The 24778-nt window shown below is 37.1% G+C and carries 21 protein-coding genes; 12 read left to right on the top strand and 9 right to left on the bottom strand.

The genetic code is table 11. The features are described 5' to 3' along the window. The first annotated feature begins 222 nt into the window (after window positions 1–222). Genes BW946_RS21035 through BW946_RS04880 form a run of 3 tightly spaced genes read left to right on the top strand, consistent with a single transcriptional unit; the run spans window position 223 to window position 3421 of the window. Window positions 223–2442 (top strand): YwqJ-related putative deaminase, encoded by a 2220-nt coding sequence (locus tag BW946_RS21035; protein ID WP_083688784.1) that lies wholly within the window; start codon window positions 223–225, stop codon window positions 2440–2442. Window positions 2443–2453: 11 nt separating this feature from the next. Then, complete coding sequence (locus tag BW946_RS04885) at window positions 2454–2909, top strand: SUKH-3 domain-containing protein (protein WP_076595100.1); 456 nt, start codon at window positions 2454–2456, stop codon at window positions 2907–2909. Between the two features lie 41 nt (window positions 2910–2950). Further along, window positions 2951–3421: an SUKH-3 domain-containing protein gene (locus BW946_RS04880; RefSeq protein WP_076595099.1), complete on the top strand. Its 471-nt coding sequence runs from the start codon at window positions 2951–2953 to the stop codon at window positions 3419–3421. 1239 nt (window positions 3422–4660) lie between these two features. Here BW946_RS04880 and BW946_RS04870 read toward each other — a convergent pair. From BW946_RS04870 to BW946_RS04835, 8 genes are all read right to left on the bottom strand, one after another. Then, the gene (locus tag BW946_RS04870) at window positions 4661–5851 is read right to left on the bottom strand and encodes a hypothetical protein (RefSeq protein WP_139325967.1); all 1191 of its coding nucleotides are present in this window, start codon (window positions 5849–5851) and stop codon (window positions 4661–4663) included. Between the two features lie 648 nt (window positions 5852–6499). Beyond that, window positions 6500–7510 (bottom strand): trypsin-like serine peptidase, encoded by a 1011-nt coding sequence (locus tag BW946_RS04865; RefSeq protein WP_076595097.1) that lies wholly within the window; start codon window positions 7508–7510, stop codon window positions 6500–6502. Window positions 7511–7583: 73 nt separating this feature from the next. Continuing rightward, complete coding sequence (locus tag BW946_RS04860) at window positions 7584–8429, bottom strand: caspase family protein (RefSeq protein WP_076595096.1); 846 nt, start codon at window positions 8427–8429, stop codon at window positions 7584–7586. A gap of 263 nt (window positions 8430–8692) precedes the next feature. After that, window positions 8693–9337, bottom strand: a complete 645-nt coding sequence (locus tag BW946_RS04855) for a response regulator transcription factor (RefSeq protein WP_076595095.1) — start codon at window positions 9335–9337, stop codon at window positions 8693–8695. After that, on the bottom strand, window positions 9334–10104 hold the full coding sequence (locus BW946_RS04850) for a sensor histidine kinase (protein WP_076595094.1): 771 nt from the start codon (window positions 10102–10104) through the stop codon (window positions 9334–9336). The genes BW946_RS04855 and BW946_RS04850 overlap by 4 nt, the downstream gene beginning before the upstream one ends. 11 nt (window positions 10105–10115) lie before the next feature. After that, window positions 10116–10760 (bottom strand): hypothetical protein, encoded by a 645-nt coding sequence (locus BW946_RS04845; protein ID WP_076595093.1) that lies wholly within the window; start codon window positions 10758–10760, stop codon window positions 10116–10118. Between the two features lie 12 nt (window positions 10761–10772). Further along, window positions 10773–11327 carry a hypothetical protein gene (locus BW946_RS04840; RefSeq protein WP_076595092.1) on the bottom strand — a complete coding sequence of 185 codons (555 nt, stop codon included), beginning with the start codon at window positions 11325–11327 and terminating at the stop codon, window positions 10773–10775. Between the two features lie 302 nt (window positions 11328–11629). Beyond that, complete coding sequence (locus tag BW946_RS04835; protein WP_076595091.1) at window positions 11630–12454, bottom strand: universal stress protein; 825 nt, start codon at window positions 12452–12454, stop codon at window positions 11630–11632. Between the two features lie 229 nt (window positions 12455–12683). Here BW946_RS04835 and BW946_RS04830 point away from each other — a divergent pair, with 229 nt between their 5' ends. Next, window positions 12684–13802: a sensor histidine kinase gene (locus tag BW946_RS04830; RefSeq protein ID WP_076595090.1), complete on the top strand. Its 1119-nt coding sequence runs from the start codon at window positions 12684–12686 to the stop codon at window positions 13800–13802. Then, complete coding sequence (locus BW946_RS04825; protein WP_076595089.1) at window positions 13799–14563, top strand: LytR/AlgR family response regulator transcription factor; 765 nt, start codon at window positions 13799–13801, stop codon at window positions 14561–14563. The genes BW946_RS04830 and BW946_RS04825 overlap by 4 nt, the downstream gene beginning before the upstream one ends. 224 nt (window positions 14564–14787) lie before the next feature. Here BW946_RS04825 and BW946_RS21775 read toward each other — a convergent pair whose 3' ends face one another. Beyond that, window positions 14788–14919, bottom strand: coding sequence for a hypothetical protein (locus BW946_RS21775; RefSeq protein WP_262484559.1), 132 nt, complete (start codon window positions 14917–14919; stop codon window positions 14788–14790). 44 nt (window positions 14920–14963) lie between these two features. On the opposite strand from BW946_RS21775, the gene BW946_RS04820 reads away from it, so the two are divergent. From BW946_RS04820 to BW946_RS04790, 7 genes are all read left to right on the top strand, one after another. Beyond that, complete coding sequence (locus BW946_RS04820) at window positions 14964–16085, top strand: efflux RND transporter periplasmic adaptor subunit (protein ID WP_076595088.1); 1122 nt, start codon at window positions 14964–14966, stop codon at window positions 16083–16085. A 30-nt stretch (window positions 16086–16115) separates the two neighbouring features. Beyond that, on the top strand, window positions 16116–19274 hold the full coding sequence (locus BW946_RS04815; RefSeq protein WP_076595087.1) for an efflux RND transporter permease subunit: 3159 nt from the start codon (window positions 16116–16118) through the stop codon (window positions 19272–19274). Next, complete coding sequence (locus tag BW946_RS04810) at window positions 19261–20676, top strand: efflux transporter outer membrane subunit (protein WP_076595086.1); 1416 nt, start codon at window positions 19261–19263, stop codon at window positions 20674–20676. The genes BW946_RS04815 and BW946_RS04810 overlap by 14 nt, the downstream gene beginning before the upstream one ends. Window positions 20677–20928: 252 nt before the next feature. Beyond that, entirely contained in the window at window positions 20929–21507 is a 579-nt protein-coding gene (locus tag BW946_RS04805; protein ID WP_076595085.1) for a DUF4840 domain-containing protein, read from the top strand. A gap of 106 nt (window positions 21508–21613) precedes the next feature. Continuing rightward, window positions 21614–22180: an RNA polymerase sigma factor gene (locus tag BW946_RS04800; protein ID WP_076595084.1), complete on the top strand. Its 567-nt coding sequence runs from the start codon at window positions 21614–21616 to the stop codon at window positions 22178–22180. Further along, a complete protein-coding gene (locus BW946_RS04795; RefSeq protein WP_076595083.1) occupies window positions 22173–23573 on the top strand; it encodes a porin family protein in 1401 nt (466 codons plus the stop codon). The genes BW946_RS04800 and BW946_RS04795 overlap by 8 nt, the downstream gene beginning before the upstream one ends. A 40-nt stretch (window positions 23574–23613) precedes the next feature. Further along, entirely contained in the window at window positions 23614–24576 is a 963-nt protein-coding gene (locus BW946_RS04790) for a T9SS type A sorting domain-containing protein (RefSeq protein ID WP_076595082.1), read from the top strand. The last annotated feature ends 202 nt before the right edge of the window (window positions 24577–24778 follow it).

Raw genomic sequence — 24778 nt, 5'->3', positions numbered from 1 at the left:
TCATCCGATTAAAAACATACCTCAATAAGAATACTGAGATTGTTGATCAGGTACAGGCACAGTACAGACTTAAAAATGCAAGGCTTCTGTCAGATGAAGAATATCAACCGGATCTTTTGGTGTTGAACGAAAGCCAAACCAGAAAATTCACCGAGAATATGACCTCCAAACAATTTTTTCCTTTGAATGAATTGAAATGTTTAACAACTAAAAACAAAGAAAATGGAAAATTTTGATGACGAATTCGGAGATTTATCCGGATATAAAATACTCTCCTTTGATGAAGTAACCCAAGGGTTTGAAGGAAATAAAAACCCGTTGCAGGGATTAGCAGGCAATTCTTTTGAGGAATTGAGTGCTTTCAAGAATAGTCCGTTTGGACAGTACTGGGAGAAAAATATTCATGAATGGGCAAAAAATATTTTTGGAGCTTCAAAAATAATAGAAAAAAGAAATCTTACGATTGCTGATATTTCAAAAAGGGTATCATATAGCCAAGCAGATGCTTATGGTGCTTTTTCAGATACATCAAAGTATAACTTTGTAGTATATGCTCATCCTGATGGAGAAGAAGTCATAAAAATGTATGAAGACCCTAACAAGATACCTGACCCTCAAAGGCCTTTTGAAGTCTTAGTTTTCATAGAAACGGATGATGGTAAGTTTGATTTTGGTAAAATAGTACGAGTAAAATTTGGATCAGCCGTAATTGATGATTTAAAGGATAAGTATTTTAGAGAGCTGCCATGGAATGATAATGATCCTAAAGATATTGCAGAAGAATTTATTAAAAGAGCATGGAAAGCTAGTGTATCAGCACAAACAGTACAAGCGGTGGAACAAGAGCAGAGTACACCAGATTTTAAAGATCTAATGATTAAAGCTATTCAATATGAATATGATAATCACAAATTTGATGACTTCTCTTGGTTTATGCTGATTATAAAAGGCGGAGAGTATTTGGATTTTAATCTTCCTAATTGGGCTTTTGGAATTGGACATTGGCTAAGAACCAAAAAATACAAAGAAGATAAATACTGGAATGGTGATTTGCCTGAAAAAGAATATACTCCTGCTTTTTTACCGAACTCTTTTTTTTATGACAAGCAGGAAGACCGGGTGAAGTCATTAAAAGAGTCTTTTCATAAACCTTATGATGCTTTGAAATCAGAGATTAATAAGAAAATTACTCACGACGATCCCGTTTCCAAAGTGGTAAAAAAATGGATCAATCAAAATATAGATGAATGCCAAAAGATAACAGACGGATATCTTGAAGGTCTTGCCAAAATCTATATTCCTGATGGAAGTTTACAAACCATCATAAAACATTATCATGCATTTTATGTGGGTCTTTATAACGGAATACTGGAGTTTTTAGCTCTTTTATGTGATCTCGTTGCGATCATTATTCTGATATTGAGAGATGAAATAGGCTTTAGAATGACAGATAAGCTCACTGAAAAATTTGAAAATTTTGTTATTGCCCTTTTTTATAATACTTTTGAATTACTGGATAAAATTTGCAAAAAGTTTTACAGAATAGTGTTGGATTTTGGTAAATGGTATCTTACTTATGAGGGGAAAAGCTACTTTTTGCTGAAAGAATTAGGAGAACTGGTTCCGGACATTATAATGTTTCTTATTCCTGTTTTAAAAGGCTCTAAAGCAGCAAAAATAGGTGCAGTAGTAGAAAAAGAAGCGGTAGAGGAAGCTGTGGAAGAAACCATAGAAAAGACGGTAAAAGAAACAGCGGAAGAACTTACAGAACAGGAAGCCAAACACATCTCCCAATCTGCCAAAGAAGCTCTGGAAACAGGAAAAACTAAGGAAGCTACGGAACAAGCGGTAAAAGAAGCCGAACAGAAAGTAGAAGAGAAAGCACCTGTTTATGAGGAGATTGAGGAAATAAAGGTAAAAGGTAAAAGAACACCAAAAGAGCAGAAAGTTTTCTTGAAGAAAATAGATATGAATTTTCTGCTTAGGCAATATGCGGATGAAGCTCTTACAAAATGGAAAGATCCTTTTACTAGACCCGGAGCAGTTGGGGTTTTAGAAGGAGAAATAAATGGGAAAGTATATCAAACGGTGAGCTATTCTTCTAAAGGAATTGCAAGGAGCAAAATAATAGGAAGGCGACACAAGTTGGTGCAAGAATGGTTAACAGAAATAGCCGATCCAGCAATTAAAAGCAGGCGAAACCACGGCATGTGTGCAGAGCCAGTCTGTATTTCTGAGTTTTTATTTGAAGCAGAAAAACAGCTTGGGATGAAAGCCAACAGCATGAAGATAGAACAGGCAAGAGAAATTTTAAGCAAAACTAAAAGTAGAGCTTTAAGGATTGATAATTTAAAAGAACCTCTAGTCCAAGGATTGCCCAAAAAAGCATGTGCTTCGTGTAATCCTATGTTGCATTATTTTAAAATTAAAGAAATTCATTAAAATCAAAAGTTATGGAATTTAAAAAAGAAGTACAAAAGCAATTTAAAAAAGCAGGCTGGTTTGAGGGAAGAAACATAGAAAATAAGTTGAACCAAAAAATTAAAAATTTTTATAACTTACCTTCCCATTTAAAGGATTTCTTTAAATCTTATGGGGACTTAGTTATTGAAGACAATAAGCCATATAAATCTGATGTTATTAATACATTAAATACTAAATCAGAGTTTGTAAAAGACAACGAAACAAATGAGTTGCCATTTAATGGTACCTTTTATAAAGTAGGATATTTTTATCCTGACCATTATTTAGTATATACTGATGTTAATGGTGCTATTTATTTAATTGGAGATGGTTATTATAAAATGAATGATGGTTTTATCGCTGGTATTGAAAATATCATAGAAGATAATTGGGGTAATTCACTAGAATGGAATCCAGAAACTAAACAATGGGTAGAAGAGTATTAATTTAAGGGCTAGAAATAGCCCTTTTTATAATTAAATATACCATGAAATTTAAAAAAGAAGTACAGAAATATTTTGAGAATTCTGGCTGGTTTGAAGGTCGAAATGTAAAATCAAAATTTGATAAGATAAAAGGATTTGAAAATTTTCCACAATTCTTAAAAGATTTTTTATATGAATACGGAGATTTAGAGGTCGAAACGCATAAATACAATAAAAATGATGTCACTGGAATTATGAATTTTAAGGCATTAACAAAAGGTATTTATAAGATTGATGGCTTTCTAAAAAATCCTAGATATTATGGTAATACTTTTACTTTCCCAATTGCTTACTATCTATTGGATAATGCTGGATTAGAATGTGATGCTGATGGCAAAGTCTATATGTCTGGAGATTTTCCATGTTTAGTTTCCGACGATTTTAAAACAGGGATAGAAAAAGTAATCATGGAAGATTACTCCGATACTTTTGGCTGGAATCCTGAAATCCAGATGTGGGAGAAAGATTATTAATTTAAGAGCTAGAAATAGCCCTTTTGTTTTTATAGAAGAAACCAAACAGATCTCCAAGTCTGCCAAAGAAGCGACGGAACAAGCTATAAAATAAGCGGAGCAGAAAGTAGAAGAAAAAGCCCCCGCTGCCGCACGATTGTATCGTGTGGCTTTTGTTACCAACCTTCTCAAAAGTTTTTATCTTTATAAAAACATAAAAGATGAGCAGAAACTACAAATTTCATAACCCTGAAGGACTATACTTTATAAGCATCGCTGTAGTAGGCTGGTTAGATGTTTTTATTAGAAATGAATATAAAGAAATTCTTTTAGAAAGCTTAATGTTTTGCCAAAAGAATAAAGGATTAGAAATATACGCATGGTGTATTATGTCAAGCCATGTACATTTAGTTTTTTGAAGCACACAAGGGCAAAAACCAGAACTTCTCATTGGTGATTTAAAAAAATTTACAAGCAAGGCCGTTGTAAAAGTTATCAAAGAAAATCCTCAGGAAAGCAGAAAAGAATTTCTGCTGAATTTTTTTCTTCAGGAAGGAGCAAAAACATCCAATGTAAATCAATATCAGTTTTGGAGACATGACAATAAACCAATTGAGCTTTGGAATAATCATATAATCAGGCAAAAAATAAATGATGTACATCAACACCCCGTTGAAGCAGGTTGGGTTTTCCGTGCAGAAGATTACAGATATAGTAGTGCTGTAGATTATTCTGAAGAAAAAGGACTTTTGGATAATATTGTTGTTTTTAGAATGTTTGGCTTGTGAGAAGACCACACGAAAGGATTTGTGCGTCAGCGAGGGGTTTTACATAAATTGGTTTTTCTAACATAATAACGATTCTTTTTTTTATCGTTATTTCAGGACGTGATAAGCTTTACAAAAAGGCAAAAATAAATTAATACAGCTTGAAGAAGACCAGGATGGCTTCTTTGACCCCAGTAAATTTATATTTTTATGAGGATGTCCAAATTTTTTGGAAAGCTTCTTTATTGTTATGACGATATTTATCCTTTTGAGTTCCGTTAATTGCAATAATTAGATACTGATTAACAGTAATTTATATTTTTTACAGTTTAATTTTATCGGTTCTTATAGAAAGTTGTTGAATTTTCAATTCAAATAAAAATTTAAGCAATTATGAATCAATAAATTAAAGAAGGCTCAGATTATAATCCAAGCCTTAACTTTTTAACTTACACACTTTTCGGAATAGTGTCAAATTTAAACAGATTGAAAATTAATTTTTTGTTAATCTTAAAAAAAGCTTGTTTTTCCCGCCGCTGATGCCGATTTCGGAACTTACAACAATGTCAGCTTCTGTAGTGAAAGATCTTAGATTGCCTGTCGTTTTATCTACAAGTACAGTTGTAATTACAGCTCCTTCAGTATTATTAGTGCCACCAAAATCATACATTACGCTCCATGTATCTTGTAATAGGTTTGTATTTTTGATAGAGTATGTTCCACTGTTGCCGCTTCCTGAACCTACTCCCCAATATGAATAAGATATCATGACTTGATTGGCACCATATTTTTGTTTAACTTCAAGTTTTTGACTTGCCGTGGTTCCGTTGTATCTTACGCAGAAATTTCCCCCATCAAAACAGGTTACAGAAGCAGTAGGAGTTGTTCCGTCAATATTATATCCTGCAGAGGTTGTGCTTCCAGAAGGTGTAACTGTTCCAGCGCCAATATTAGACGTAGTACATGGTAGTCCTGTGTAAAATGGGATTAAAGTGGAATTAATTTCGATGTTACTTTCTGAGGGTGAACTTACCGTCGGAGTTCCTGTCACCGAAAAATAAAGATAACCATTACCTATGGCCAATGTTCCTGGATTTAGTTTAAAAAGCAAACCGTTCATCGTAGTGGTTGTTCCTCCTGCGTAATTTCCACCGTTTCCATCAGAATATGGAATGGCCAGAGTTCCTGTATATGGCACACCTGAAGTATAAGTTGGAGGATTAAGAGATGCTGATCCACAGTTAATTTGTGATAATAAAGGGGAAACAAGGGTAGAGTTTTGGAAAGATCTCCACTCAGAGCCATTCCAAAATACATATCCAATGTAAGAAAGTCCGGCTGCGCCCGTATTGTATACCAAAAGCCCATTAGCGGGTGATGCTATTGTTGTTGTATCTGTAGCACTTGTTAAAGCAACTCTTGGCAATAGTACTCCTTTATCTGGTGCAGTAATGTCCAAAACTGATGAGGCCGAAGGCTGAACAGTTCCTATTCCAACGACTCCTTCAGAGGTCACTATAAAATCATTTGACTGTTGTGTAGGTATAGGGAGTCCTGAAGAAGGATTGTCTTTTGCTCCATCTACGTGAAAAGTTCCTTGAGGATTTGTTGTATTAATTCCCACTTGTCCTAGCAAGCTGCTATAGACTGAAAATATTGTTGCTATCGATAATATTTTTTTCATAGTATTTTAATTATTCTTTTTCATAAAGCTTTGATTTATGACATAAAAAACAGGAAAGAATTTTTATTCAAATTATATACACTCATTCACTTGGAAATAAGTTATTCCATTATCATATATTATTAATAGTTTGGCTGGATTGGGTATCCTTATTAATTTGAGTACTTGTTATTGGATTTAACAGAAATAGGTTTTATTGTTCTTGCATATGAGCAGGAAACACTATAAGGATACTGGAAGAATCAAGTGACGCTAAAACAATACCCACCTGATTATACGTATAAAGAGTACAAAAAGCTCTCCTAAGTAAAATCATTATTTTTATCATTTGTGTATTATAATTGTTCTTTATTTTAAAGATTATTATGGAAACGAAATTAGAATTTCGGGTAAACAAAACAAATAGTAGATTTACATCATTTTTATTTGTTACTTAAAGCCATATAGATAATGAAAAATAAATGTAACTTTTTTCAGGAGCAATCAATCCATTGAACGTTTGCAATATTCCTTTGTCCATTATTGTCAATATTTATCTCATGAAAAATTATACTGATGAGCATTATGTACAGAAAATTTCTTCAGTGATAAATAATAACCCCGGCCGCCTTCAAAGGCGGCCGGGGTTATTGAGGCTAAAAAACTGGATTAAGGATGTTCATTTCTCGCTCTGATGACCAGATTGACCAAATCTGAGCCGCCACTTGCAAAATTATCACTTGGATTATGCGCGCTTTGAGTTGCTACAGCATACGGAGAACCGTCCCAATATCCCCAGAAAGGGCCTCCGCTTTGTCCGGGCCATATATCTGCCTTATGGCTCATGCTTTCGTTGTCATCGGCACTCCAGAAATCTCCATCCAGGGCAATACCAGTCTGGTAAGTTGGTCTTTGTGTTCCTGTAAGATCTCCCGGATATCCTGCGTGAGTCCAGTAAGCGCCTCCATCCCATGAATCGGAGTAAGATTTTGAGCCTAACCATCCTGTGCTGTTTCCGATAGGTCTGTCCAATACAATTACCACATAATCGTATTGTATTTCTGTTGAATCAATAGAAGGTCCTGCAACTTTATACTTGTAATACGTTAAGGTACCCCAGGCAGTTCCGTAAGGAGCGCTTCCGTTGTAATACATGGGAGTGAATTTCAGCCATCCTGTTGTATTATTAGGCTGCCAGTCTACAATATGAGAACACGTAAGAAGGTGTCTTGGGCCAATCATCACGCCGCTTCCTGAACCGAGAGAGCTTTCTACTCTGCCAACACATCTCCATGGATAAGCAGTAGAATTATATACTTTTCTTTGATCTGCTCCGAAAATAGTTCTTGCATTCTCTGGAGTAAGGAAAGAATCCCTTTCAATGAATTTGGGTTTACGGTCTCTTTTCGGTTCAAGCTTTGGATTGTACTCAAAATCAGCATGGTTAGGGTAGAAGTGATCCGTTTCCAGTGCTCGGTTTTCTGCTGTTTTTTCGTCCATAGGCATTCCTATTGTTTTCATCCCTTTAGGAAAAGTTCTTCCGTTAATGGTTTCCATAGCGGGAGCCAGCTTAAATAGTTTTTCAACTGTTTCAGGTTTTTCTGCCGATTTTGCTTTAACATTTCGGAGTCTTGACACTTCTTCAGCGGTCATTGGGTTGTTGTTTTCAATTTTTGACATGATTATTATTTTTAATCTGGTATATTCCTACTCTTTTGATGGCTTTTCGGATTCCGCCGGTAATGGTTATTGGTTAAGTGAATATTTTTTGTGAAAATTCTGCAGTGATGCTTTCTGTCTGGTTGATCTGGGCTGCTCCCATAGCAGCCAGTGCCATAGCAACTTGTTTATCAAGCGTTTTTCGGACGATGTTTCCATTGGTAGCACGCAATATTTTACAGAAATGATAGGTGAAATACCCTCGTATTTGTCCGCTCATATTGCCTTCCATTGATACCTGGTTGTCTTTCGCTGCAGCCCATAATGTATGATTCATTCCGGCAACAGGAACGAGAGCCTTAGTAAGCACAGTTGATTTTTTTGAACTTTTAGAAACTTCCATTTCACTGGCGTAAGTCATATAAAATTCATCCTCAAGCATAGGAGGAATGTAACGGGCGGTTTCGTTGAGAAAATCTGCTTCCAGCCCCAGATCCATTTTTCGGGTTCCTGTTCCGGAGTAACAGCAATCAAAGATAACCTCCATATTCACCCCTGCTTTTAGCTTGCTGAGAACTGCTTTAAAATCATCATCACGAATAACTCCACTATTGGCATAATCGTGCGGACAGACCGCTTCGTCCAGACCATCCAGTTCAAGATCAGATCCGATATTGGCCACTCTGGTTCCGTGTCCTGAATAATAAAAAACCAGAGAATCTCCTTTTACACTTGTGCTGATCATGGATTTCAGATAGTTCAATATATTCGCTCTTGTTGCATTTTGATTGGTCAGGATTTTAATCTTCGCGGGACTAAAACCACAGATCACCAACGTATTTGCCATATCTCGCGCATCATTTACACAGCCATTAAGGTCCGGACCTCCGTATCCTATGGGTGCATAATCATTAATTCCTACAATAAGTGCTTTTTTCATTGTATTAGTTTTAAAAATATTCCCTACTCTGTTCCGGCTTTTCGGGTGCTGCCTTTCTGTGTTTTTTTCTATGACAAAATTCCGTCATTCTGAAGGACAAAAACAGAGGGAAAAACTGTATTTTGAAAAAGGAAAAACACCTTTTTTGTTTGCATATGAGTGAGTTATGTAATGGAAATCCGGCAGCTTGAAAAGCTGCCGGATAGGTAAATAGAATGTAAAGATGTTTATTTTTCTAGTAATAAATAAGATTAAAAATTAAGTTAGCACAGATCATGTTTCAAAGCAAAAAGTACCAGACCTGCTCTGTTTTTTATATCCAGCTTTACAAAAACCGAGTCTCTGTAGCCGTCAATTGTTTTTGGGCTGAGGCACATTTTATCAGCTATTTCTTTGTAAGTGAGTTCACTGCAGGCCCATTTGATAAATTCTTTCTCCCTGTCTTTCAGCTCTGAAAGTAAAGAGGCGTTTTTAGCTTCTTCTGTTTTTACTTTCAATAACTTTTGAGCCACAAAATCAGTATAAAAGCTGCCTTTTTCAAATACCGTATCAATAGCCTGGAAAAGAATTGAGGGCTGCATGTCTTTCAGCAGATAGCCTTTAGCGCCTGCCTTTAACATTTTAATCAGTATTCTTTCATCATCATCCATTGTCAGGGCAATGACTTTAATATCAGGGTAATGTTCTGTAAGCCATTCTGTAGTTTCTATACCATTTTTATAAGGCATATTAACATCCATCAGTACCACAGCTGGTAATTCAGAAGCCTTTTCCACATCTGCAATAAATTCTTCTCCATTGGGGTGATTCATAATGACCCGATATTGAGTATTTTCTGTGATCATATTCTCCAGTGCTTTGGAGATTAAAGTATGATCATCAACGATCGCTATGGGAATAGTTTTCATAATAAATTTTTATGATAGGTTATCAAGGTTTGTGTTCCTTTATTCAGTTCTGATTGTATAGACAGTTCAGCATGAATCAGTTTGGCTCTCAGCTCCATGTTTTTTAATCCTGAGCCATCCTGAATGCTGTTGGTATCAAAGCCTCTTCCGTTGTCGGAGATACTGATGTGTAATTTTTCACAGTCATCCTCCATTTGTATGGAAACATTTTTAGCTCTGGAATGTTTCAGCACATTGTTGATGCTTTCCTGGATAATCCTGAAGAGGATCAGGCCATGTTTTGGAGAAATATCAATATCCTGTTTTTGAGTGATGAATTCTATTTGTAATAAATTCAGTTTTTTAATCCTCTGAACCTCTCTTTCAATGGATTCTGCCAGTCCGAAATGAATGATCTGTTCAGTGATTAATGTTTTAGACAGGTTTCTTATGTCCTGTATACATTCTCCCAATAATTCATTCAGCTCGATGAGGTCTTCTTTTTCTGAATTCCGGAGCTTGGTAATCAGCTGGTTTTGGCGCAAACGAACTACGGAAAGCTTCTGACCCAGATCATCATGCAATTCCTGGCCGATATAATTAAGAGTCTGTTCTTTCATTTCTACCTGTGAAGTGGCCAGTTCCTTTTCAAACCGTAGGTCTTTTTCTTTTTGTTCAATCATCAGCGTTGTTTTTTTCTTGATAAAGACCGCATAAATGAAGATCATTGTTAAAACGATGATAAATAAAGTAACCGTAAAGATGATGACCAGATTATTCTCTTCCATTTGAAAAGGATTTATCTTATTCTTTCCTGTTTGTTCCAGATTAAACCTAATATGAGTATCCCATTACTGATCAGATTCAGCATAAATAAAATAAAGAAATAAATAGTCTCCGAAACAGTAGTTCTGAAAAAAAATATCGGAATACTTCCAATGAAAAATAGTAGTAAAGCTACTGATATCCAGAATGGTAAATAGTTTTTAATTTCTAGTATTTTATCGGAGTTAAAAGTTTGGTACAGAAACAAAATAATTGAAAATAGTAACAGAAGAATATCTACATACAGCATAGTAAAAGAAAAATGATGAAGCAGATCATCTTCTGTGTAAAACATAACCACAATATTGAGAAAAAAAAGAAACAGAATGATAGTCTGTATCTTTTTGAGTATCGGAACATACAGTAATTGGTAATAATAAAATAAGTATAGAAAGAATACGATCATTAAAAAGCCAATTACATAAAATATATCCGTAGGCAGATTGGTCAGCCTGAAATAGAAGTAACAGGAAACATCAATCAGGGAAAACAACATATATCCTATGATAAAAAATAAATTCTCCTTTCCGGTTTTTCTATATTTTATAATCATTAGAATCATCACGACAATGGATATGACGATCGATATCTGTTTCCCTGTTTCAATATTCCAGTTCATAATTTTGTATTTTTATGGCATTGTTCCTGACAATGTTTTTGGCGGCGGCGCCAGATTGGTCATGTTCATAGATTCTATAGAAGATACATCTGTATTTTCTTCGGTGGCAGCTGACCTGGACATCGCTTTCTCCCTTTCTCTTTTTTGGGTCGTAGGAACTAAAAATATAGTCTGATAGCCTGCATATTCGGGTTTTGCCATTCTGTTTTTAGGATGATTCATCGGGTATTTCCCCATATAAATTCTGATTCCCGGATTTTTTAATTTTTGTTTTCTGGCATTTTCTTTTACGTATTTAATATATCCTTCCATATCTTCCAGCGAGAACCAGTACCATCGTGAATCGGGTTCGCCGTTTCTGTGTTTCATGAGAATTTCATGATTGGTTCTGGTATATTCATCAAAAAGAACCCGGCCTTCACGATAGCTGATCAGTTTCTTTTTATAACTATTGCTAACGGGTTCTTTAGGTGGTTCGGAGCAACCGGTACAGCTTAGCAGGCAAAAAGCCAGAATAAGCGCTGCACACAAGGGAGTTAAAATCTTAGTAAAAAAGTAAGTTTTCATTTTTATGGTGTTTAATTTATTGAACAAAATTAGCTAACGGCACAACTATAAAAAAGAGGGAAAACACTGTTTTTTATCCTTTACTAAATTTACGACTTTTTGATATTCAGGGGGATAGTATGTGCTGGTTTATTTTTATAAAATATTCCCATTGTATCGGTCATCATAAATAAGTCTTATGATATTTTGCTTAAAAAAAGACCGGAAAGTTAATTTCCGGTCCTGCTAAACAAGATTAAGTGTAAAATTTAGCCTTTACAGGCAAAAGGATAATTCAAATGTGAACAGATTTTTATTGATTCTTAATCTATGTTTAAGGGAATTGATAGTAATGGTATTTTATTCTTATAGGCCATGATGGCTGTTTTGCTTCTATGGAAAAGAGATTCTACAAAATTGTATTGATAAGGAACCATGGTTAAAAGGTCTGGACTGCTCAGTCTTATTTCCTCTTCAATCGCCTTAATCACTTCGATAGATTGAATCATTTTAAAGCTGTACTTAATATCATCCAGATCATACCCGGAATTCAGGTCGATATCATGAATAACTTCCGTAAAATCTTCTAAACTTTCACTTACATTGAAAACCTCAATCTCAGCATTAAAATCATTAATGAAATAATAAATGTCATTCATAGAAGACCAGGTCATACTTTTGTGCGTATCATATGCAAAAAGAATCTTTCGGATACCTGTATATTCTATGTGGGCAGGAATAATCAGTATTGGTTTTTTAATTCTGTGAATTGCCTTCGTTACACGGTTTCCTAAAAGCTTTTGTTCCAAAGTTTTCTCCGCCATTCCCATCACGACAAAATCACACCCGCATAGCTGTATACATTTTTCAAGCTCTTCAATAAAATTACCGGAAGCCAGATGATATTGGGTTTCAACGGCATATAATCTTTTAAGCTCTGCGGTCTTATCCTCTATTTTTTTCTGATTTTTAAGCGTTTGAGCGTAGAAAAAATCAGCTGAAACCTGTGCGTTCAGAGCATGGATGGAAACAGTTTGAAGATTGAAAAGCACAATCCTGTATGTATTTTCTTTAGCCATAGAAGAAGCATAATGAGTGGCGTTTTCAGCTTCCTGGGAAAAATCTGTGCAGACAATTATTGTTTTCATTGTACCGGATTTAATACCACAAAACTATGATAGACCGTCATTACCTTACTATAAAAATAGGGTGATGTTGCATAAAATGATGATGAAATGTCTTTTTCAGGTGATGAACCGTCACATTCATTTTAACGCTGCTATTTTACGTTTCAGGTATCGTTTTGGCGGTCTCGTCTAAAATAGAAGATACTCATAGAAAATCTATTTCTATATTTACATTCATAAAGTCCCGGATATGAATAGGATTTCTACCATCAGAAAAAATATAGTACGGAATAAGAAGATTCTTTCCACCATGAAAAGAAGGCTGGTGATCTGGGCGGTTGCAGTGGTTACCTTCTGTGTTTTCTCTTACCTTATCGATCCCTTTGATCCCGTTTGGAAAGGCTATCTGGATGCTCCGCTAAAGATGATTCTGGAAGATGCTACATGGATTATCTTTTTTTCAATCATTATTTCGGAGGTAAGTATATTTATAGACAGAACACTCAATAAGTGGCTTCCCTGGAGAAACAGGACCATAAAGCGATTGTTCATCCAATGTTTGCTTCAGATCGTGGGAAGTGTTTTGATTGTGATTATTATTAATGCAATCGTAGACGGTACTTCAGTCACATTACCTGAGATGGATACCCGCAAAGAATATACACTTCTGGGACAATGGATTGCAACTAATATTGTCATATCGTTGATTATCAGCGCGTTTAATACCGTTGATTATTTATTGGAAAACTGGAAAAAAACAGCAGTAGAAGCTGCCCAGCACAAACTGAGAGCTTCCAAACATAAACAGGCAGCCATGGCGGCAGAACTTCAGGCGCTTAAGCTTCAGATAGATCCCCATTTTATTTTCAATAACTTAAGTGTTCTGTCTGAGCTTATTCTGGAAGATCAACAGTTAGGTTACGATTATTCCGAGAAATTTGCGAGAGTATACCGGTATCTGCTGGTTAATTCCAAAAAAGACATAATCGCAGTAGAAGAGGAATTGAAGTTTTTAGAATCCTACATCTTTCTGATTGAAAAAAGAATAGGTGAAGGCGTTATATTCAAAATAGATATTCAGGAAGAATACAGGTCCAGATTTACCCTTCCGCTGTCTTTACAATTGTTGGTTGAAAATGCCATTAAACATAACCAGACTTCAAAGGTAAATCCTTTGGAAATTCACGTTTATACAAACCAGGAAGGAGAACTGGTAGTTTCTAATACATTTCTGCCTTTAATCAATAAGCCGGATTCCTCAGGAGTAGGACTTACCAATATTGTTGCACGATACGAAATCTTAGGATATCCTAAACCTGTAATCGAAAAAACTGAAGATAAATTTATTGTAAAACTCCCATTGATATGAAGATTAATAAAGTTTTAATCGTTGAAGACGAAAGACCCAATGCAGACAGATTAAAAAGACTGTTGTTGAAATTAAGACCCCATATTGAAATCCTGTCCGTGGAAGATTCAATAACCTCAACAGTACACTGGCTGGAAAATAATGTCGTTCCGGACGTGATCATGATGGATGTACGCCTTGCCGATGGCCTCAGCTTTGAAATATTTAATAAGCATGAAGTTAAAAGTGCAGTCATATTCACCACAGCCTATGATGAATATGCAGTACAGGCATTCAAATACAACAGTGTAGATTACCTTCTGAAACCTATCGAGGAAGAAGAACTGGATGCTGCTTTAAAACGCTACGAGACCTTTATGGAAGCCGTTCCGGTAGTAGGAACAGCTATTGAAGGACTTCTTAATTATATCCAGCCTAAAGACTACAGAAAACGTTTTCTGATTGCCCATAGAGACGGATATAAAACCGTTTTGGCGGAAGACATCCTATACTTCTATACCGAATTGGGAATCAGCAAAGCCATGCTGAATACCGGAGTCGTTGAGAATGTTCCGCAAACCCTTGAAGAACTTGAAAAACAGTTGGATCCTAAATTCTTTTTCCGCGCCAACAGACAATTTATCATTCATATCAATTCCGTAAAGCAGATTTTTAATCATTTTAATGGAAAATTAAAACTGGAACTGAGGAAACACCCTGAGATGGAAGTCATTGTAAGCAGAGAAAAAGCTTCCATTTTCAAATCCTGGATGGATTATTAATTTCATAAAAATACAGACAAGACTGTCTCAAAAGTCAAATAATTTGACCTATGTCATTCTGACGAAGGAAGAATCTCATTAATATCCAAATACATGAGATTCTTCACTACATTTATGAACTTCGTTCGCAGACTTTCAGTCTGTGTTCAGAATGACACTTTTGAGACACCCTCTTTTTCGTTTTACTTGTGAAATCCATTAGTTTATCCTTAATAATTTCACTCTTATTTCCACATGAAAATCTCTTTTTTATCATAATTATAAAGGAAAATAGCTTCTTTCCTTTCATTTTTCCTATCATACGTTTCACCTGCGATTAATGACACTTCACCCAACTTCTGAATGAATATCACCATAAGATGAAGTTATTTTGCTCCTGTAAAATTTAAAAACCAATGTTATGAATTACAGAAAAGGATATCTGGTACTTTCACTTACAGCTGCAGCGATATTGTATTCATGCGGCTCCGGGAACGGCCAGGAAAATGCTCAGCAGATGCAACAGGCATTGCCTACAGATTTTATCCAGGTAAAATCCGGAGATGCAGAGGTGTCTACAGGATATCCGGGAAGCATAGAAGGGCAGGACAATGTAGATATCAAAGCACAGGTAACAGGATATCTGGAAGCCGTATATATCAAAGAAGGACAGTATGTAAGCAAAGGACAGACCCTTTTCAGAATAAGCCCATCCGTATACAATGAGCAGGTAAATACCAACGAAGCAGCCTTGAAATCAGCGTTGGCTGCACAGGAAACAGCAAAACTTGAAGTAGAAAAACTGAAACCTCTGGTAGAAGGAAAAGTAGTTTCCGATATGCAGCTGAAAACCGCACAGGCAAATTATAAAGCAGCTTCAGCACAGGTTGCACAGGCACAGTCATCATTGGGATCATCAAAGATCAACGCCAGTTTTACCTACATCAAAGCACCGGTGAGTGGGTACATAGGAAGGATTCCAAACAGAGCAGGAAACCTCATCAGTCCGTCTGATGCTTCTCCTTTGACAACACTTTCAAGCATAAACAGCGTGAATGTGTATTTCTCAATGAATGAAGCTGATTTTATTGCCCACAGCAGAGCTGCAGGATCAGGAAATACTACAGAAAATGTAGAGCTTATTCTGGCAGACGGTTCCACCTATTCTCTTAAAGGAAAACTTGAACATGCCAGCGGAAACTTCGACAGAAATACCGGAAGTATTCAGATGAAAGCCGTTTTTCAAAATCCGGATAAATTATTGAGAGCCGGAGGAACAGCCAGAGTGATGATTCACAATGTCTTAAATGGTGTGGTTAAACTTCCGAAAACATCCGTGAAAGATATTCAGGACAGATTCTTTGTCTATAAACTGAATGGTAAGGATAAAGTAAAAATGACTCAGATTACCGTTTCAGGAAGTACATCGCAGGATTATTTTATCAAAGAAGGAGTGAATGCAGGAGATAAGATTGCCATTAACAGAATTGATGCTCTTACAGACGGAGCGCAGGTTGTGGCGACAACAGTTCCTTTGAAATAGTTGTATAACCATTCTTAGAAAATTCGAAAAATGTTAAAAAAGATCATAGACCGTCCTGTACTGGCGACGGTAATATCCCTTATTATTGTTATTTTAGGGATTATAGGATTAAACCAGCTGGCGGTAACCAGATTTCCGGACATTTCTCCGCCTACCATCACCGTTTCAGGATCGTATCCCGGAGGAAACAGTGAAACCGTGATCCGTTCCGTGGTAACTCCGCTGGAAGAGCAGATTAATGGAGTGGAAGACATGGAATACATGAAATCCACAGCAAGTAATGATGGTACATTTTCCATCTCCATTATATTCAAACAGGGAGTGAATGCCGATCAGGCAGCGGTAAACGTACAAAACAGAGTACAGCAGGCTACCCCGATACTTCCGCAGGAGGTAGTGAGAATGGGATTGACCACCTCCAAGCAGCAGAACAGTATGGTGCTGATTTTCAATATTTATACTGAAGATAATAAACAATATGATGAAACCTTCCTTCAGAACTACGCGAATATCAACCTTATTCCACAGGTCAAAAGGGTAAAAGGAGTAGGACAGGCCATGGTATTCGGGATTAAAGATTATTCCATGAGAATATGGCTTAACCCTCAGAAAATGTCATCGTACGGGCTTGAACCGGCAGATGTTTCCAGAGCGATTGCAGACCACAGTTTGGAATCCGCTCCCGGTAAATTGGGAGAAGAATCCGATGCTGCTTTAGAATATGTGATCCGTTATAAAGGAAAAAAGAACAAGCCGGAACAATATGAAAATATTATTGTTAAAAATACCGGAAGTCAGGTCATCAGGTTAAAAGATGTGGCCCGTGTGGAATTCGGAGCCATTTCAAATACGGGAGATAACCTTTCCAATGGGAAAAATGCGGTTACTGTTGCGATCATGCAGACTACAGGATCCAATGCCAATCAGATTGAGATAGGCGTAAACAAAGCCCTTGACCAGTTATCAAAATCATTCCCTCCGGGTATTAAATACACAAAGGTAATGAGTACCAAAGAAAGATTGGATGAAGCTACAGGACAGGTGAAATCTACTTTGATAGAAGCATTTATTCTTGTATTTATTGTCGTATTTATCTTCTTACAGGATTTCAGATCTACCATTATTCCTGCAGTGGCCGTTCCGGTGGCGATTATCGGTACTTTCTTCTTCCTTCTGGTCTTAGGATTCACCATTAATGTCTTGACGCTTTTTGCCCTTGTTCTGGCCATCGGTATTGTGGTGGATGATGCTATTGTAGTGGTAGAAGCTGTCCACAGTAATATGGAAGGGACAGACCTTTCAGGTAGAGAGGCTACTCACAAGGCGATGAGTGAGATTACAGGAGCGGTTATTTCAATCACATTGGTGATGTCGGCAGTATTTATTCCAATCGGATTTATGTCAGGTTCAGCAGGGTTATTCTATAAGCAGTTTGCCTATACATTAGCAATTGCCATTATCATTTCAGCGGTCAATGCATTGACGTTAACTCCGGCTTTATGTGCGGTATTTTTGAAAAATAACCATGCAGGAGAAGGAGAGAAACCAAAAGGATTCAGGCAAAGATTTGCGGTAGCATTCAATGCAGGGTTTAATAATATGACTAACCGTTATGCAAAAGGAGTCCGTTTCTTAATAGGAAGAAAATGGATTGCAGGAGGATTAATTGTAGCCGTTATCGGTGTTGCTGGCTGGCTGATGTCAAGCACCCCTAAAAGTTTTGTACCAATGGAAGATGACGGATTCTTTATGTACACTTTAAGCATGCCTCCCGGGACAGCATTGACCAAAACGACAGAAGTTTCCAACAAGATCAATAAAATCTTAAAAGGAGTAGATGCCGTTCAGGAAAATACTTCCATTACAGGATATAACCTTCTTAGCAACAGTGCTGGACCCGCGTATGCGATGGGATTTGTTAAGCTGAAACCTAAAAAAGAAAGAGGCGAAGTTCAGGATATTCAGGAAGTGGTAGATATGGCAACTGCAAAATTGGGCGTGATTAAAGAAGGAAGTGTAATGACTTTCAGAATGCCTCCGGTAGAAGGATACGGAATGACAAATGACGCAGAAATAGTGCTTCAGGACCGTATGGGAAGAGATCCTCAGGTTCTTAAAGCCAAAGCCGATGAACTGATTGGCCAGCTGATGCAGGTTCCGGAAGTGGCATTTGCCTACACCATGTTCAGGGCAGATTATCCTCAGATGGAGCTTGAAGTAAATGAAGATAAAGCAAAACAATTGGGAGTAAGTATTTCAAACCTGTTGGGAACCGTTCAGACCTATTTCTCAGGAGATCAGTCTCAGAATTTCTCAAGATTCGGGAAGTTTTACAGAGTGAATATTAAAGCGGACGGAGTTTTCAGAATGGATGAGCAGGCGTTCAACGATATTTTCGTAAAGAATGAAAAAGGAGATATGGTACCGGTAAATACATTAATCACTTTGAAAAAAGTCTACGGTCCGGAATCCGTTCAGCGTTATAACCTTTACAACTCATTAAATATCAACGTATCACCAAAACCCGGAGTAAGTAACGGAGAGTTGATGGGGAAACTGGAACAAACCTTAAGCAAATTGCCATCTGACTACAGTTATGAGTGGACAGGCTTGAGTCTGGAAGAAAAATCAGCAGGAAATCAGACGATTGCCATCTTTGGACTGTGTTTGCTTTTTGTATATCTGTTGCTGGCAGCTCAATATGAAAGTTATATTCTTCCTCTGGCCGTAATGCTTTCCATCCCAACAGGAATTGTAGGAGCATTCTTAGGAATAAAAGCAATCGGGCTGGATAATAATATCTATGTACAGGTGGGATTGATCATGCTTATCGGGCTTTTGGCCAAAAACGCGATCCTGATTGTAGAATTTGCCATACAAAGGCGAAAAGCAGGGCTTTCCATTCTGGATTCTGCATTGGAAGGAGCAAAGGCGAGATTACGTCCCATTATCATGACTTCACTAGCTTTTATTGCCGGAATGATTCCGCTGATGATTTCTACAGGAGGAATGGCTTCAGGAAATAAATCCATCAGTACAAGTGCTGCCATGGGAATGTTGAGCGGAGTGGTTTTAGGTGTTTTTGTAATTCCTGTACTCTACATGTTCTTTCAGTATCTGGATGAGAAGTTCTCTGCCAAAAAGAAGTATAATACGATAGAAAATCAATTGACCAATGAGAATATTTAATATAAAGAATTTCCTTATTTCAGGCGCAATGGCATCACTGCTGATGTCTTGTGCCGTAGGAAAAAAATATACAAGAACAGATCTTCAGATTCCCGGAACCTACAAAGAATCTGTACAGGTAACAGGAGATACTGTAGTGCTTCCGTGGAAAACGTTCTTCAAAGATTCCAAACTGATTGGCTTAATAGATAAGGCCCTTTCAAGAAACAACGAAGTAAATGTCGCTTTGAAAAACATAGAACAGCTAGATTTGATCTATAAACAGGCTAAGCTGGGTCTGATGCCAACACTGGACTTCACTGCAGGAGCAAACAGAAGCTGGGCATCTGCCAATACGCTTAACGGATCTCTGAACGAACAGTTTGTGGGAACAAAATACATAGATGATTTCAGTGCTGCCCTGAGGCTTTCCTGGGAAGTAGACATTTGGGGAAAAGCTAAAATGCAGAAAGAATCCGCAGCAGCAGAATATTTTGGGCAAAAAGAAAATTTAAATGCCATCAAAAGCAGAATCGTAGTTCAGGTAGCTCAGGCTTATTATAATCTGATCAGTCTGGACGAACAACTGAAAATAGCAGAACAAAATATTGAGTTAAGCAATAACACGCTTACAATGATGAACCTTCAGTTTAAAGCAGGACAGATTAATTCATTGGCCGTTCAGCAATCGGAAGCACAGAAGAAAACAGCCGAGCTGCTGATCCCTTTGGCAAAACAGAATATTTCTATACAGGAAAATGCGTTGAGTATTCTTTGTGGAGAATATCCGGCAAAAGTAGAAAGAGAAGGAAACCTTAAAACAATGATTCCTGAAAACAGATTGTCTGAAGGATTACCGGCACAGCTGCTGAGCCGAAGACCAGATCTGAAAATGGCAGAGTTCAACGTGATCAGCTTAAACTCCAAAACCGGACTGGCAAAAGCAGCTATGTATCCAAGTATCAGTCTTAGCCCGCAAATAGGAGTCAATTCCAATAAGTTCAGCTCCTGGTTTGATATTCCCGGATCTATTACCAAAGCGGTTGCTGCCAATCTTGCTGCCCCGATTTTTCAGAAAAAAGAACTGAAAACAGCTTACGAAACAGCTTTGATTGAACAGGAAAAAGCAGCCATCAATTTTAAGCAATCTGTAATGACTGCCGTGGGAGAGGTTTCCGATGCTATGGCGAAATCTGAAGGTTCTTCAGAAAGACTGCAGCTCTTAGAACAGAGAACAGCCATTCTGGACAAAGGAATCAATGATGCACTGAAGCTGTATAAAAGTGGTATGGCAACCTATCTGGAAGTTATTACCGCCCAGAACAATAAACTTCAGAATGATCTGGAAACCATCAACGTTACCCTTGAAAAATTAAATGCTGAGGTAGATCTTTACAGGGCACTTGGCGGCGGAGTACAGTAAAATATACCTTAAAAATAATAAAGGAAACTATGTTATGTAGTTTCCTTTTTGCTGTTTTGAGGCATCAATACAACTCAATTTTTACAACAGGTACAGAATTTGCAATAAAGTGATGAAATTTTACATTCACAAAATCAATCGGTTATGAAATTTTTATACTTTTTTATAAAAAAGTATGCAAGATTTTCAGAAAACAGGATTTATATAGATGAGTACTCGAAAATAATTAATGTTTAACGAAAATGTAATGCAATGAAAAAATTAACAGTACCCCGATTTTTTATGACAGTTTTAATGGTTTTGGCAGGATTAGCCTTATTCTCATGTAATGATAACGATGGACCGGACATTCCACCTGTAAAAATGGAAGAATTACCAGGGAACTATAAAGGAAAACTGATTATTGTACAGGGAAATACCAAAAGAGAAGGAATAAAAGAATTCAAAGTAAAGAAAGATACGATCTCTTTTGCCGAATTTCCAATAAGTGAAATTGTAAAAACAGTCGTAAAGGATCCTGCAAAAGCAGAAAATGCCATGAAATCAATGGGAAAGGTGAACTATGATATTAAATATGCAGCAGTGATCAATACCGCAAATAATGTGATAGAGCTTACCCTTACCCCAAAAACAATGGAGCTTCAGATTCCGGTAGACGGAGTGAATAAAAAGACAGTTGTGGAATTCGTTTCTAAGCAAAAAGGATATTATGTAGGGATGGATAGAACGCTCAGATATGCGCTCACAGCAGACAAAATTACAGTAGACGGAACAGTGGTTACTCCTTATGAAGTGATCGATTATAATTTTCCGTTCTGTATAAAAAATTAATGAATAGTTAGTATCATCAATGGATTGCGCTTTATTAAAAAGATGCAATCTGTTTTTGCTTGACGGTTTTATAACATCCCGGTGGATACGGAGGCAGTTGCATCATATGGAAGAAAGTAAAGAACAGATTTTGGTAAAGCACCTTCTGAAAAAGGAAGAGGCTGCCTGGAAAGAGCTTTTTGGGGCTTATTCCGGAAATCTGTCTTATGTGTGCTCCCGTTATGTGGCAGAAAAAGAAGATGTTCATGATGTGCTTCAAAACAGTTTTATCAAAATGTTCCGTTCGATAGAATCTTTTGAGTATAGAGGTAATGGTTCTTTAAAAGCCTGGATGACCCGTATTACAGTCAATGAATCCCTGAAGCATATTAAACAGAAAGGAGACTTTAAATCTGCTGTAGAAGTAGATGACCTTCCGGATATTCCTAATGAAGAAGAACCGGATTTTGAAGAAATCCCCCGTGATGATATTATGATGATGATCAGAGCTCTTCCTGATGGCTACAGAACTGTTTTTAACCTGTTCGTATTTGAGAAAAAAAGCCATAAAGAAATTGCCGTGCTGCTCGGAATTGCAGAAAAATCATCTGCATCACAGTTTCACAGAGCGAAAGGGCTGCTTGCCCGGAAAATAAAAGAATTTAAAATGTCAAAAAAAGCACAATATGAATAACGAATGGCTAAATAATCTGCGAAGCAGAATGGATGACCATGAAGAGGACGTTCCGGAAGGGTTGTGGGATGACATTAAAGATGAATTATTTTCCGGAGAAGAAAACAACAGCATTCCCGGATTTATTCCTGAAGTTCCTGAAGGTGGAACAAAGAAAGAAAAGGGAACAAATGCGGGAAACAGATCCATATTTTATCGCGTTGGAGGGATTGCAGCGGCCATTGCTTTATTGTTTTTGCTGATCAAAATACTGCCCCGGAATGATACTGGAAAAGCTCTGTCTCAGAAACCGGCAGATGTGAAAGGAGAAAAGGAAAAAGAATATTTAAAAACTACAGAAACTGAGAATATTTCAGGCAGTGAAGGCCAATCAAAAATAGATGTTTTTTTGGCTGAAAATAGCACATTGAATAACGCCGTTCCGGAGAAAATGTTGACACAAAGATATGCTCGTAATAGAGCAGAAAATCATGCTGGAAGCAATCATAAAAACCAGGATGTCTTCAAGTTTCCGACAGTAGCGGAGTCTTTTCAGCAGGAAAATAAGATCACCCAGAAAACATCTCCTGTTGATGATACAGTGAAAGAACCGGTTGTAGAAAACAAAAATGATGAGGTGCTTTTTAAGCAGGAGAAAATAAAAGAAGTATACGCCGAACATACAGCGCATCATACCCAAAAATCCAGAGACAAAAAATCATGGATGCTGGGTATGCTTACAGGCAATATGGCTTCCAATTCTGCAGAACAGCAGTTTCCGGGATATGCTTCAATTACTGGAAAAGCAATGAATGTTGAACAGGTATGGACTACTTCTGAATATCATGATGATCCTCTGAAAGCCATTTTACTGGCCAATCAAAGTCAGCACGTAGAAGCGAGAATAAGGCATAAAGTACCGGTAACGTTTGGGCTTTCCGTTTACTATAATTGGGGGAAAAGATGGGGAATAGGAACAGGACTGAATTATACCAAACTTTCTTCTGAACTGCATTCCGGAAGTGGTAATAATTATATAAAAGGAGATCAGACAGTTCATTATATAGGAATTCCTGTACAGATTAATTATAATATCATTCAAAAAGGAAAATTTACAGGATATATTACAGGTGGGGCTCTGGTGGAAAAACCAGTAGCAGGTAATATTACAACAACGTATGTTGTGAATGATGAGATAAAAGAATCCTCAAAGGAACGCCTGGAGCCAAAACCTTTCCAGTTTTCTGTGAATACGGCGGTAGGCCTTCAGCTGAAAATCATTGATAAGGTCGGAATTTATGCAGAACCGGGAATCGGATATCATTTTAAAGAAGAAAATGCTCCTAATACCATTTACAAAGAAAAACCTCTTCAATTTAATATGAAATTCGGAATACGAGTACTGCTGGATTAAGGCAGACCATTTTTGCAACACCAAACTTAATAATCTATATATGAAAACAAAACTAATTTTTTTAGTGGTTTTACTATTCGGTATTTTGAATATAAAAGCACAATGTACTCCTACAATTACCAGTGCTAGACTTGGGCAAAAATATCCCGGAACGATTTTATTCTGTAATACGGAAGATGAAATTCTTTCCACTACACAGACTTATGCAACTTATCAGTGGTACAAACAGGAATGGACCTGGCAGACACCCAATAACAACCCATGGGTCGCCATTCCGGGAGCTGCTTCACAGCAATTAATCATTAGTGGTAGTGATCAGCTGAATTATTTTAAAGTAGTCGTTTCTGAAGGTGACTGTACAGCAGAAAGTCCTGCAGCGTTTGCAGATGGCTTTGTATATGGGCTGCCGGCGATGATGACTACTTATACACCGGGTACGTATCAGGAAAATGGAGGAACAGTGAATGTCTGCAACGGAGCTTCTGTACAGTTTGATAATATTTTTCCTGTTGTATATGGTAAACATACCTGGTTCAGATGTGTGCCAGGCAGTAATCCGCCGGCGATGGGAGATCCTTGTATTATCCCGGGAGTAGTAGGAGATACCTATGTTGCAACAAGTTCAGGGAAATACGGATTTTATGCCTGTACGGAATATTGTCCGGATCAGTGTGAGATGTTAGATCCGTTTGCATTTGTAGAACTGAATTTCGGAGATTGGGAGTTCTGCAGCAATTTGGGAACAGGAGAGACAAAAATGAAAGATAATACTCTGAAAATTTATCCTAATCCTACTGCACAGCATCTTTATATTGGGAAAGAATCGGATAAAATCTATAAGGAAGTTATCATCATTGATATGTCCGGAAAACTTGTCCTTAAGAAAGTAGATCACAGATATAATCAGGCGATTGATGTAAGCGGTCTGGTACCGGGGAATTATATCATTGTTTCTAAGAGCACAGATGGAATTGAATATAAAAATAGATTTATAAAAAAATAATAGGATTATAAAGTCTGAAGAGGTTAAAAATTGATTGTGGGAAGGAAGATGGGATGTCTGAGGAGGGATATTCCTTGTATTGAAGAAGAACTGAAGTGATTTATTTTGACACTATCCCACAAAGTGTGTAAGTTAAAAAGTCAGGGCTTGGATTTTATAATCTGAGCCTTTCTTCAAAAATAAGCATAAATTGGTTGAGAAC

It is taken from the genome of Chryseobacterium sp. RU33C (assembly GCF_900156015.1).
Lineage (GTDB): Bacteria > Bacteroidota > Bacteroidia > Flavobacteriales > Weeksellaceae > Chryseobacterium > Chryseobacterium candidae.
Note: the sequence above shows the minus strand (reverse complement) of the source record. Positions and strands in the feature narration are given on the sequence as shown.

Bases quoted from the DNA above. Each gene is read 5' to 3' on its own strand.
- BW946_RS04855 (WP_076595095.1), bottom strand. From the start codon at position 9,337: ATGAAAACTATTCCCATAGCGATCGTTGATGATCATACTTTAATCTCC.
- BW946_RS04885 (WP_076595100.1), top strand. From the start codon at position 2,454: ATGGAATTTAAAAAAGAAGTACAAAAGCAATTTAAAAAAGCAGGCTGG.
- BW946_RS04815 (WP_076595087.1), top strand. From the start codon at position 16,116: ATGTTAAAAAAGATCATAGACCGTCCTGTACTGGCGACGGTAATATCC.
- BW946_RS04825 (WP_076595089.1), top strand. From the start codon at position 13,799: ATGAAGATTAATAAAGTTTTAATCGTTGAAGACGAAAGACCCAATGCA.
- BW946_RS04820 (WP_076595088.1), top strand. From the start codon at position 14,964: ATGAATTACAGAAAAGGATATCTGGTACTTTCACTTACAGCTGCAGCG.
- BW946_RS04830 (WP_076595090.1), top strand. From the start codon at position 12,684: ATGAATAGGATTTCTACCATCAGAAAAAATATAGTACGGAATAAGAAG.
- BW946_RS04805 (WP_076595085.1), top strand. From the start codon at position 20,929: ATGAAAAAATTAACAGTACCCCGATTTTTTATGACAGTTTTAATGGTT.
- BW946_RS04810 (WP_076595086.1), top strand. From the start codon at position 19,261: ATGAGAATATTTAATATAAAGAATTTCCTTATTTCAGGCGCAATGGCA.
- BW946_RS04865 (WP_076595097.1), bottom strand. From the start codon at position 7,510: ATGTCAAAAATTGAAAACAACAACCCAATGACCGCTGAAGAAGTGTCA.
- BW946_RS04880 (WP_076595099.1), top strand. From the start codon at position 2,951: ATGAAATTTAAAAAAGAAGTACAGAAATATTTTGAGAATTCTGGCTGG.
- BW946_RS04850 (WP_076595094.1), bottom strand. From the start codon at position 10,104: ATGGAAGAGAATAATCTGGTCATCATCTTTACGGTTACTTTATTTATC.
- BW946_RS04845 (WP_076595093.1), bottom strand. From the start codon at position 10,760: ATGAACTGGAATATTGAAACAGGGAAACAGATATCGATCGTCATATCC.
- BW946_RS04860 (WP_076595096.1), bottom strand. From the start codon at position 8,429: ATGAAAAAAGCACTTATTGTAGGAATTAATGATTATGCACCCATAGGA.
- BW946_RS21035 (WP_083688784.1), top strand. From the start codon at position 223: ATGGAAAATTTTGATGACGAATTCGGAGATTTATCCGGATATAAAATA.
- BW946_RS21775 (WP_262484559.1), bottom strand. From the start codon at position 14,919: ATGGTGATATTCATTCAGAAGTTGGGTGAAGTGTCATTAATCGCAGGT.
- BW946_RS04790 (WP_076595082.1), top strand. From the start codon at position 23,614: ATGAAAACAAAACTAATTTTTTTAGTGGTTTTACTATTCGGTATTTTG.
- BW946_RS04795 (WP_076595083.1), top strand. From the start codon at position 22,173: ATGAATAACGAATGGCTAAATAATCTGCGAAGCAGAATGGATGACCAT.
- BW946_RS04840 (WP_076595092.1), bottom strand. From the start codon at position 11,327: ATGAAAACTTACTTTTTTACTAAGATTTTAACTCCCTTGTGTGCAGCG.
- BW946_RS04800 (WP_076595084.1), top strand. From the start codon at position 21,614: ATGGAAGAAAGTAAAGAACAGATTTTGGTAAAGCACCTTCTGAAAAAG.
- BW946_RS04870 (WP_139325967.1), bottom strand. From the start codon at position 5,851: ATGAAAAAAATATTATCGATAGCAACAATATTTTCAGTCTATAGCAGC.
- BW946_RS04835 (WP_076595091.1), bottom strand. From the start codon at position 12,454: ATGAAAACAATAATTGTCTGCACAGATTTTTCCCAGGAAGCTGAAAAC.